This is a genomic window from Psychrobacter sp. TB15, from assembly GCF_000511655.1.
In the GTDB taxonomy this organism is placed as follows: domain Bacteria; phylum Pseudomonadota; class Gammaproteobacteria; order Pseudomonadales; family Moraxellaceae; genus Psychrobacter; species Psychrobacter submarinus.
Window position 1 is genome coordinate 1 of sequence record NZ_AYXN01000035.1, and the last position, 10,800, is coordinate 10,800.

Sequence of the window (10,800 nt, forward strand, 5' to 3'; positions counted from 1 at the left end):
TGACCCCTGCCGTCAAATCCGTACACATAAACTTGGGAGATTTTAATTACGCAGCCTGACGATAATAATCAAACCACACCTGTCTTGGCGATTGATAGCCCAAACCCTTTTGAATCCTCGTCTGATTGTAGTACAGCTCGATATAACTGATAATATCATTGATGGCTGTGAACCTTGTTTTATAGTCTTGATGATATACCAGCTCATTCTTTAATGTGCCCCAGAAGCTTTCTATCGGAGCGTTATCGAAACAGTTGCCTTTGCCGCTCATTGAGCCTATAAATTGATGCTGCTTAATGGTCTTGTGGTAGGCGTGACTGCAATACTGACTGCCTCTGTCTGAATGAACGATTAGCCCTTTGTTTGGACGTTTATTCCTGATGGCCATGTTCAATGCGCGACAGACCAAATCTGCGGTCATGCGTTTGTTGATCGCATAGCCGACCAGCTCTTTGGTATATAAGTCTTTGACTCCCGCTAAATACAACCAGCCCTCATGTGTCCAGATATAGGTAATATCGCTTACCCATGCTTGGTTAGGGCGACTGGTGTCAAACTTCTGATCGAGCACGTTTGGATAGACCAGCTTGTTGTGATTGGAGTCGGTGGTGACTTTAAAGCGCTTATGACTACGACATTTAATGCCGTGTTGCTCTTTGATGCTTCTTACCATATACAGGCTAATGTTATGGCCTTGCTCGCTTAGATGAGCATGCAGTCGATCTGCGCCATAACGTTCTTTCGTTTCATTGTGAGCCGCTTTAACCAGTAATTCAGACTGGTTGCGATGTATCTGTTGGTCGCTGAGATCACGACTTAGCCAGTCGTAATAGCTTGATGGCTTAACCCTTAACACACGGCACATAGTGGTGATGCGAAAGAGGAACTGGTTGTCTTTGATAAAGGCGTACCTGACTAACTGTTTCTCGCGAAGTACGCCGTCGCCTTTTTTAAGATCTCGCGCTCCTCTTCGGCAACTTTAAGCTGTCGCTTTAGGCGTTTTACCTCTTCAAGCGCACTCATAAGTTCAGGGTCATACTGCTTTGTTCCTACAAGCTTGCCTTGATTAGCTTTGTTCTGCCAGTTGGATAGCGTTTGCATGGCGATGCCAAGTTGCTTTGCGGTCGCTGAAATATTGCCGTTGTTATCCGCTATCTTCTTGACGGCTTCAGCTTTAAATTCGTCACTGTAGGTTCTTACTTTCTTGGTCATGGTAAACTCCGATTAATACGCTTAGTTTACCAAGTTTACCTCTACGGTTTCTTCAGCATAGCTCAATCTGTTCGTGGGTAGGTAAACGCATCCCAATACAACGGTGTTGGTGCAACTCTTCAGGAATGTGTGGCGTACCATAAGTTCTTAGATAATCGGGTGATGCCACCGTAATCATTTGCAATTCATCACTGACTTGCACAGCAATCATGTCTTTATCGACATGATGTCCGAGACGAATCCCAATATCATAACGATCTTTGACAATATCTGAAAAAGTATAGTCAGTGGTGAGTTCTAATTGGATATTGGGATGCTCATATGAAAATTTGGCTAACTTCTCCCACAATAAAAAATTGAGACTGAGCTCAGTACCATTAATTCTCAACCGTCCACGAGGATAATCACGAAATTCATTTAGGTTATAGAGTTTTTGTTCAATCCCTGTAATGAGAGGTTCAATATCATTTAGCAATTGCTCACCCTCTTGTGTCGGAGAAACACTGCGTGTGGTGCGGTTTAGTAATTTAACCCCAAGACGTTGTTCTAGCATTTTAAGGGTATAGCTAAGGGCTGACTGTGATACGCCTAATTGTCCGGCGGCTTTAGTAAAACTTCCCGTTTGAGCAATTACCACGAAAGCTTTTAAATCGTTTAAGTTTTCAGACATTTCCCACCTCAAAATAAAAATGACATTTTTTTTGTTAATTAAGTGTAATTAATCAAATATTTATATAAATGTAATCGAATTTACCTAACTAATATATTGTTTATTGTTAGGGTATAGTGGATTTTCAGTCAATACTACATATACGTGATGAGAGATCGCAATGAAAACAATTCGATTAAATAATGATATTGAAATGCCGCTCGCTGGTTTTGGCGTATTCCAAATAAATGATCCTGTGCAATGTGAACAAGCTGTATTGCATGCAATTGATGCAGGTTATCGACTTATTGATACCGCAGCCTCTTATCAGAATGAAACCCAAGTGGGTAATGCACTTCGCCAAAGCCAGGTTACCCGTGAAGATTTATTTGTGACCACAAAATTATGGTTACAGGATGCTAGTTATGAAGGTGCAAAAGCCCAGTTTGAGCGTTCATTGAATCGCTTGCAACTGGATTATCTTGACCTGTATCTCATTCACCAGCCGATTGGTGATGTACATGGTGCATGGCGAGCAATGGAAGAACTGTATGCAGTAGGGAAAATCCGTGCAATTGGGGTGAGTAATTTTCACCCTGATCGCTTAGCCGATCTGATTGCATTTAATAAAGTCAAACCAGCGGTGAACCAAATTGAAGTGAATCCATTTAATCAACAGCTTCATGCCGTACCATGGATGCAGTCCCATGATATTCAGCCAGAAGCTTGGGCACCATTTGCAGAGGGACGGAATAATTTATTCAGCCAGCCTGTACTTGTTGAGATTGGCAAGAAATACGGTAAATCCGTTGGACAGGTGGTACTACGCTGGTTATTACAACGTAATGTAGTGTCCTTAGCCAAATCAGTACACCAAGAACGCTTGCAGGAAAATATTGATATCTTTGACTTTGAATTATCGATTGAGGACATGATTCAAATCACAGCAATGGATACCGCCACTAGCGCATTCTTCTCGCATCGCGACCCCACCATGATTGAATGGCTAGCTGGTCGAAAAATGGATGTATAAATTTTAACTTTTTAATTTCAGAAATCAGGAATAATCATGAAAATTTTACATGGCGTTTTAATGTCGGCAATGATCACAACTTCAGGTGCAGCTTTTGCAGCAGATAAAAAGGACAATCCTTTTGACTTAGTCTATGGTGGTGCAATTACTGAAAATATCAAAGGTCAGGTCAATATTCATCCAGTCAGTTATAAACTCAATGGTCTGGATATTGTTGCCAATGTCTATACCCCAGCCAACTATGATGCAAATAAGAAATATCCTGCGGTGGTGGTGGCACATCCGAATGGTGGTGTCAAAGAACAAGTGGCAGGCTTATATGCTCAACGTTTGGCTGAACAGGGATATATCACTATAACTGCCGATGCAGCTTATCAGGGTGGAAGTGGTGGTCAGCCTCGTAGTGTTGATAAACCTGCAAATCGTATTGAAGACGTACACGGTATGGCAGATTTTATTACCCAATATACAGGGGTAGATAACAACCGTTTGGGCTTACTTGGGATTTGTGGCGGTGGAGGCTATTCATTGGCAGCCGCAGAAACTGATAAACGTTTTAAAGTAGTGGCGACTTTAAGTATGTTCAATTCTGGAAGAGTACGTCGTAACGGCTTTATGGATTCGCAGCTAGATACTATTCAACAGCGTTTAAAACAAGCCACGGATGCTCGTGCTCAAGAAGCTAAGGGAGGTAATGTTCTCTATGCAGGCGATGCAGATATGACCGATGAGCAAATTGCTGCACTACCATTTGAAATGTATCGTCAAGGTTATGAATACTATTGGAGAACGCATGCTCATCCAAATTCAACCTTTAAATACATCATGAGCAGTTTACTTGACTTGATGCGTTGGGATGCCACTGATCAAATTGAATTGATCAATCAGCCATTACTGATGATTGCAGGGAGTAAGGCAGACAGCCTTTATATGACCGAAGATGCTTTTGCCAAAGCCACCGGCACAAAAGATAAAACCTTATTTAAGATTCCAAATGCTACGCATATTGAAACCTATTGGAAGCCTGAGTACGTCAAGCAGGCAATGAATCAATTGACTGCATTTTATGGCAAAACGCTGAAATAGAAAAATTTGTGCTTTGCATAATGAAGGCAGTGATTTGATAAGCTTCCTTGAATCATTGCTTTATTACTTAAACAGGGATGATAGAACATATGATAAGAAATCAAGTGTATGCCTTATTTTTGATGGGTTCCCTTTCAGCTATGGTTTGGGCAGATGATAAAATGGAGCAACAGATCACTCTAGCAGATCAGCTTGATACTCAATCTGCGCCTGCCAGTAATTTTTCAGGTGAAGCCAACTTTGCCCGTTTTCCTGTGATGCCCTCACAAGGTGATGTTGCACCAGCTGTCGTCAATTTTGCAGCAGGCACAATCACGCACTGGCATACTCATCCACATGGACAATATCTGGTCGTGACTGAGGGCGAAGGACGTACGCAGGAATGGGGGAAGCCGATCCAAACTATCCATAAAGGCGATACCATTTGGTGTCCACCTAATGTCAAACATTGGCATGGTGCAAGTGAGCATAGCCCAATGTCGCATATTGCGATTAGTCCCGTTGCAACCGATGGTAAAAGCGTGACATGGCTGGAAAAAGTGAATTTGCCGGCTCAACTGCAAACGTCAGCACAGCCTAAAGCAAATACCTCTGTGATATTAAGCCAGAAGCAACTCAGTTTGATTCCGATTGCAGCCTTTAATGCGACAGGCAATCTTGAGAAGCTTAAACCAGCATTAGTCAGTGGATTGGAAAGCGGTTTAACAGTAAATGAAATCAAGGAAATTTTTGCCCATCAATATGCTTATGCTGGTTTTCCCCGTGCTCTAAATGGCATGCTCACTTTTAAAAGTCTATTGGAAGAACGTGAGAAACAAGGTATCAAGGATGTACAAGGTGCAATACCAAGCACTTTACCAAGTGATACCAATTACTACCAATTAGGTGTAGAGCGACTCGCTTATCTGAATAAAACATCTATCAAAGACAATACAAAACCGCTATTTGAAAATTTCTCACCAACGATGGATTATGCTTTAAAAGCCCATTTGTTTGGTTATTTATTTAGCCGAGATAATTTATCGCCTTTAGAACGTGAGTTAGTGGTAGTCAGTACTTTATCAGCGCTCGGTGATGTCAATGCTCAACTGCGTTCGCACTTAAGAATCACCCGCAATTTAGGTGTGAATAATACTCAGATGCAAAAAATTGTAGCTACTTTACAGCAATCCATTGGGGTAGATTTGGCAAACAACACCCAAAGTGTTTTACAGCAACTACAATAACGGAGAGCTTGAAAAAATGATCAATACAACATTCATATTCAGAAACACACTGATTTCGATCTGTCTTGCAGGCATTATTTCAGGCTGTTCGATCAGTCCACATCAATCCACTGCTTTAAGTATAGCTGAGCAAGGAAACTTCGCTGCAGGTGGTAAAGTCATTCAAAGTGCAGGTCAGTTTGACGATAAACAACTCTTTAACCCACAAGGTCAAACTTTGCATGGTGATCATGCTTCAGTGTTTTATCAAATTCCTGAACATGCTCGTTCTTATCCACTGGTGTTTTTACATGGTGCTGGTCAATCGGCAAAAACTTGGGGAACCACTCCTGATGGTCGTGAAGGATTTCAAAACATTTTCCTACGCCAGAATTTCCCAGTTTATGTCGTTGATCAACCACGTCGAGGACAAGCAGGACAATCTACCGTAGCAGCCGAAGTACCTGCTACTACCCTTGATCAAGCTTGGTTTAATATGTTCCGTATAGGACAATATCCAAACTTTTTTAAGGGTGTGCAGTTCTCGCAAGATTCAGCCGCTTTAAACCAATACTTTCGTCAAATGACACCGAATACGGGTGCTTATGACGAACAAGTTATTAGTGATGCAATGGTTGAAGTCTTAAAAAAATCAGGTGATGCAGTGCTGATTACTCATTCACAAGGCGGCGGGCCAGGGTGGTGGACAGCTATCAAATCGAATCAAGTCAAAGGTATTGTCGCCTACGAGCCAGGTAGTGGTTTTGTTTTTCCTGAAAATGAGCTGCCTGAGCCGATGCCGAGTGCCACAGGCACATTAACGCCCACACCTGTAAAAATGGCAGAGTTTCAGAAACTGACCAAAATGCCAATCATTATTTATTATGGCGATAATATTCCAACTGAAAAAAATGGCTATGCAGGACAAGAATACGCAGGACAGGACAATTGGCGTGTACGCCTAAAAATGGCGCAGCTTTGGGTAGATAAAATTATCCAGCATGGCGGTAATGCCCAGTTGGTACATTTGCCTGATATTGGTATTTATGGAAATACTCATTTCCCATTTTCAGATTTAAACAGTCAGCAGATTGCAGAACTACTATCACAATGGCTCAAGCAAAATAAACTGGATTAATTGAGAGGGAGTACTATGTCAATCACGTTGCGGATGATGTGGATATTCTTATGCACACTCTGCCTCACTGCTTGTCCAACAAGTGCAGAAAATACAGGAATAGCACAAAATATGGAACCATATCCTAATATCACTATGGATGGTGATAGCAAAGCCCTGATTGTTTATTTATCCCGAACTAAAAATACCGAAGCACTTGCTAAAATGGTGCAGGAAAAAGTCGGTGGAGAGTTGGTTGCTTTAGAGTTACAAAAACCTTATCCAGAAAATTATCAAGCCATTGTCAATCAGGTCGATCAGGAAAATCAGGATGGTTATTTGCCGCTATTAAAAACTCAAATTGCAGATATTGGGCAATACGATATCATTTTTGTTGGTTACCCAACATGGGATATGCAGTTGCCGCCACCGATCAAAAGTTTCTTAAATCAATATAAAATTGATTTGAATGGCAAAATGATTGTGCCATTCAATAATAATGCAGGCTATGGCATGGGGCAGAGTATTGCCCAGTTCAGCCAGTATTGTAAAGGCTGTCAAATGATGCAAAGTATTGAGCTGCGAGGTGGAATTGAACGAGATGGCGTTTTATTTGTAATGGAAGGGGAAAGAGCCAGTCAAGCTAAAACTGAAATCAATCAATGGCTGCAAAACTTATCAACAAGCTCCCCAGTGATACAACAGCTATTGCAAAAACAATCGGCGAACTAAAAAGTATTCAAAGCTTCATAATTTCAGGTCTTCAAGTCCATGTAGATAAACCTTATCAACAACAAACTATTAAGGAAGATAAAATAATTAATAAGTTTGAAAAAATTGAAAATCATTCTGATCAAAAGCTAATTGGTAATGACTGAATTTATAGCTGAGTATAAACATATACCGATCCTAGTTTTGAACTCTATGATTGCTCATTTGAAATGACCTCGCAGCTCATCTACATAATTTGCCCAATCTTGCATCATCTGCACCCTAGTATCGATTTCATCAAGTCTGTTATAAGCCCCGCCATGTGTGTCTTTGATACGATGACCTAGTTGTAATTCTGTGACGATATCTGAATAGCGTAACTCAGGCTGTTCCATGAGCAAAGTTTTAGCCGATGCTCGAAATCCATGCGCACATTGCACGTCTTTATATCCGAGCCGATGAAAAACCTGTACCAACGTCGCTTTACTGATATAAGCGTTACTTGAACCACGCATCGAGGCAAATACATATTCTTTATGCCCAGTAATTGAATAAATATTTCGTAATCGCGCAATTACTTGCTTGGCTAAGGGGACGACTAAGTGCGAGACCATATCATCGCGACCTTCGCCTTTGGTCGGGGAGAATGCCCATGTATCATTATCCCAGTCGATATCCTGCCAACGCATAGAGCGCAGATCGATACTACGTACAAATACATACGGCAGTAGGTTCATAGCCTCTAGTGTCATCTTACTTGCGCCTTTAAAGTTGGACATATCCTTTAAGAGAGTTGCGAATTGCTCTGGTTTGGTGATGGCTGGTAAGTGATTGCCTGAGCTGGCAGGTGCAAGCTCACCACGGGTATCAATTGCCACATTTCTATCACATAACCCTCGAGCAACAGCGAATGAAAACACTTTTTCAGTATATAAACGAGTGCTCGCCCCAACGAAAGTCGCTTGATTATCATTGTTTTGAATCGACTCGCACACACTTAGTATCATCTCGCTAGTGATATCGTCCATTCTTAAATCACCAATTTCTTGGCACATATATCCTAGGCATAAATCCCAAAACTTGAGGGTTGACTCACTATATGATGGTTTTTTAGATTTACCTTGATTGCGACCTGATGTTTTGTGTTCTCGCCATGCTTGGGCAATGTCAGAAAATGGTGCATTTTTTAGGTGAGTATATTTGTTGGTTTGCTCTTTTTGCTGGATAGCTTTAGGGTCAGAGCCTTTGGCGACCATATCAAGGATAGTGTCTGCTTTATACTTAACCTCATGTAGACTGATATCCTCAATCTTACCCAGCATCATCCTAGGGCGTTTGCCATCTATATGCGGATGTGAATACCGCAAGTAGTATTCCTTTTTGCCATTTGGATAGATACGCAGACTTAGACCAGCCACACCTGAGACACTGACCGAATAATCTTTGTCTCGGCATTCTAGTTTGTTAATGTCATTTGCAGTGTCGATAGCCATGATGTATATCCGTAATTTCTATAAGGTAAATGAATTATGATTATTGATCTAATATCTATATGCTGAGGTTCAGAGTAAATTTTCAGTAGGTTTCTCAAGTTAAGGATAGCAGCCTATATAATAGTATGGATTGTTATTGGACACTACTATGGACACCGATATTTATGATGATAATATTACAGGCCTTTTATATAAAAGGATTTACGTGCTAATTATCCCCAAGGCTCACTTGGGGATAATTGTAGCACATAACGAGTAAATATAGCGTAGGTCATACGATCATAGCCCTGATATGACCCCTAAACTCGTTTTTACGGATTTTTTGGACACATAAAAATTTATTTTTTCTGCCTGTATCGATTAATTGGCAAGGGGTGTAGAGAAATAATGACAAAAATTATCACCTTGTACGTGCATAGAATATAAAAATTAGGGTCATAGTACTGTTCTGTGCAAATTTAAAGAGTCTTGTATTCGAGTTGTTTTGGTATTTATTGTCGATTTTTTATTGAATAGGATTCACAGGGAAATATCAGCAATGGAGGCAACGAGAATCTACAATCCATTAGTAAAAGTGTGGCAGGCCGCGCGACCATGATTCATTTAGCAGTTGATGCTCATGGCAATCCGATTACCTTTATCTTGTCAGATGGCACAACCCACGATGTTAAAGTCGCACCTGATTTAATAGACAAGGTTGGCTTGAGTAATACAGAGGTTTTATGTGCCGATAAAGGCTATGATTCTGATGCACTACGAGCGCATATTGAACAAGCAGGGACGCATAATAACATCCCTCGAAAACGAAACACCAAGTCTTCTAACGACCATATGGACTGGGACTTATATAAAGCCAGGCATCTAGTAGAAAATGCTTTCGCTAAGCTAAAACAGTATAGAGCGGTTGCCACCAGATTTGATAAGCTCAAGCAGAGTTATGAAAATACGGTCGCTCTTGCTTGTGCTTATATCTGGCTCAAATTATGAATGTTCAACACGCTCTAAAAGATTATTGTGAGAAATGGGATGTCAAATCAGCAGAAGACGTTGCTAGAAGCTATTTGGGATTTTTGACCGACTGGAGCTCATCAGAGGGTTTTCACGGATGTATGTCTATCAATGCGTGCGCCGAATATTCAGCTGCTGAGTCTATGCCGCATCAAATCGCCAATCAACACAAATGGGAGGTTAGACAATGGTTATTTGCGCAGTTTGAGCGAGTAGGGGCTCATCACCCTCAGCAGAAAGCCGATACTTTATTTGTATGGGGTGAAGGCCTTATTGTGACAGCGCAAACCGATCAAAAAACACTGGCACTGAATAATGAGCTTTTTATAGAATTAATAAAATAGCTTGTCATAAGTATTGGCTGGTAGTATCGGTATAGTTAAGTCTTTATAAAATCGATACAGCCCATATCATAAAACAGTTTAGGGAGATTATTCTCCATCCACCCTTGGCGCAGAAACTTAGCCTGTGCCCATTTTTTCTCAATAGGGTTCAGATCAGGGCTGTACGGCGGCAGCCAAAGAATACGATGGCCATGTCTGTTTAATAGTTTTTGAATGCGTTTGCTTTTATGAAACCGAGCGTTATCCATGACAATCACGCATTTAGTCTTGAGACTTGGAATTAAAGTGTGTTTGCACCAGTCGTAGAATATGGTGCCATTGATGTTCTGCTCAAAGTAATCAAGCGCAAAAAGCATTTTTTCATAGAGAGCTCCGATGACGTTGGTTCGCTTTTTTGCTTGCCAGTTGTAGCTATCGATACAGGGTGTACCAATCGGTGCATAGCCATGAGAACGAATGGTTTCAGCCTCAAAGCCGCTTTCATCCATATAGACAATGGGGTAGCCTTGCTGCGTAAAGCTATCAAGCTTATTCTGGAATACTGCTCTTTTTATCGGACACGCTTTTGGATGTTCTAAGGTCTTTTTTTTGACTGATACCAAGACGCTTTAAAGCATTAAAGATGCCAGTCTTACTACAGTTCAAGCGACGAGCTCTTTCATAGTTATAATCATCTGGATATGTTTTTACGTCTTCAATCAATGCGTCATCAGGTATTTTAGTTGGTGCTTTATTTCTGGTTGTTTTAGGAGTTAGGTTCTGCTGCCAGCTGTGAATGGTGCTGGTGCTAAGTCCATAAAACAGCGCAGCTTCTCGTATGGTCATGCCATCAGCGATGCTAGAAAGTACCTGTTTGCGATAGTCTATTGAATAAGTCATTGTTTATTTCATTAATTAAGATTGTTATAAATATTGTATCGGTTTTATTTGGATTAGACTATA

The 10,800-nt window shown here is 40.9% G+C and carries 11 protein-coding genes and 1 pseudogene; 7 read left to right on the forward strand and 5 right to left on the reverse strand.

All coding sequences use genetic code 11. From position 1 onward, the window contains the following. Positions 1-46: 46 nt before the first annotated feature. Together W234_RS0108265 and W234_RS0108275 are read right to left on the reverse strand one after the other, a co-directional pair. A protein-coding gene (locus W234_RS0108265; protein WP_156923945.1) for an IS3 family transposase occupies positions 47-1,212 on the reverse strand; the annotation gives its coding sequence in 2 pieces (ribosomal slippage) (positions 47-957 and positions 957-1,212; 1,167 coding nt in all). A 52-nt stretch (positions 1,213-1,264) separates the two neighbouring features. Next, on the reverse strand, positions 1,265-1,882 hold the full coding sequence (locus tag W234_RS0108275; protein WP_025646403.1) for a LysR family transcriptional regulator: 618 nt from the start codon (positions 1,880-1,882) through the stop codon (positions 1,265-1,267). A 160-nt stretch (positions 1,883-2,042) separates the two neighbouring features. On the opposite strand from W234_RS0108275, the gene W234_RS0108280 reads away from it, so the two are divergent. The 5 genes from W234_RS0108280 (at position 2,043) to W234_RS0108300 (ending at position 7,034) form a co-directional block, all read left to right on the forward strand. Next, complete coding sequence (locus tag W234_RS0108280; RefSeq protein WP_025646404.1) at positions 2,043-2,894, forward strand: aldo/keto reductase; 852 nt, start codon at positions 2,043-2,045, stop codon at positions 2,892-2,894. A gap of 36 nt (positions 2,895-2,930) precedes the next feature. Then, entirely contained in the window at positions 2,931-3,980 is a 1,050-nt protein-coding gene (locus tag W234_RS0108285) for an alpha/beta hydrolase (protein WP_025646405.1), read from the forward strand. An 89-nt stretch (positions 3,981-4,069) separates the two neighbouring features. Further along, positions 4,070-5,206, forward strand: coding sequence for a cupin domain-containing carboxymuconolactone decarboxylase family protein (locus tag W234_RS0108290; RefSeq protein WP_227501921.1), 1,137 nt, complete (start codon positions 4,070-4,072; stop codon positions 5,204-5,206). Between the two features lie 16 nt (positions 5,207-5,222). Further along, positions 5,223-6,323, forward strand: a complete 1,101-nt coding sequence (locus W234_RS0108295; RefSeq protein WP_025646407.1) for an alpha/beta hydrolase — start codon at positions 5,223-5,225, stop codon at positions 6,321-6,323. A 15-nt stretch (positions 6,324-6,338) separates the two neighbouring features. Then, on the forward strand, positions 6,339-7,034 hold the full coding sequence (locus W234_RS0108300) for a flavodoxin family protein (RefSeq protein ID WP_025646408.1): 696 nt from the start codon (positions 6,339-6,341) through the stop codon (positions 7,032-7,034). A 200-nt stretch (positions 7,035-7,234) separates the two neighbouring features. Here W234_RS0108300 and W234_RS0108310 read toward each other — a convergent pair whose 3' ends face one another. After that, on the reverse strand, positions 7,235-8,506 hold the full coding sequence (locus W234_RS0108310) for a tyrosine-type recombinase/integrase (protein WP_025646409.1): 1,272 nt from the start codon (positions 8,504-8,506) through the stop codon (positions 7,235-7,237). A gap of 552 nt (positions 8,507-9,058) precedes the next feature. Between W234_RS0108310 and W234_RS13850 the strand changes: the two are divergent. Together W234_RS13850 and W234_RS0108325 are read left to right on the forward strand one after the other, a co-directional pair. After that, positions 9,059-9,493: pseudogene (locus W234_RS13850) on the forward strand (IS5 family transposase); the annotation flags it as partial. Further along, entirely contained in the window at positions 9,490-9,858 is a 369-nt protein-coding gene (locus tag W234_RS0108325; RefSeq protein WP_025646410.1) for a hypothetical protein, read from the forward strand. The pseudogene W234_RS13850 and the gene W234_RS0108325, both read left to right, overlap by 4 nt. 35 nt (positions 9,859-9,893) lie before the next feature. Here W234_RS0108325 and W234_RS14550 read toward each other — a convergent pair whose 3' ends face one another. Next, on the reverse strand, positions 9,894-10,460 hold the full coding sequence (locus W234_RS14550; protein WP_227501901.1) for an IS630 family transposase: 567 nt from the start codon (positions 10,458-10,460) through the stop codon (positions 9,894-9,896). Next, complete coding sequence (locus tag W234_RS14805; RefSeq protein WP_025643618.1) at positions 10,387-10,737, reverse strand: IS630 transposase-related protein; 351 nt, start codon at positions 10,735-10,737, stop codon at positions 10,387-10,389. Before W234_RS14805 ends, W234_RS14550 begins: the two co-directional genes overlap by 74 nt. Positions 10,738-10,800: the final 63 nt, after the last annotated feature.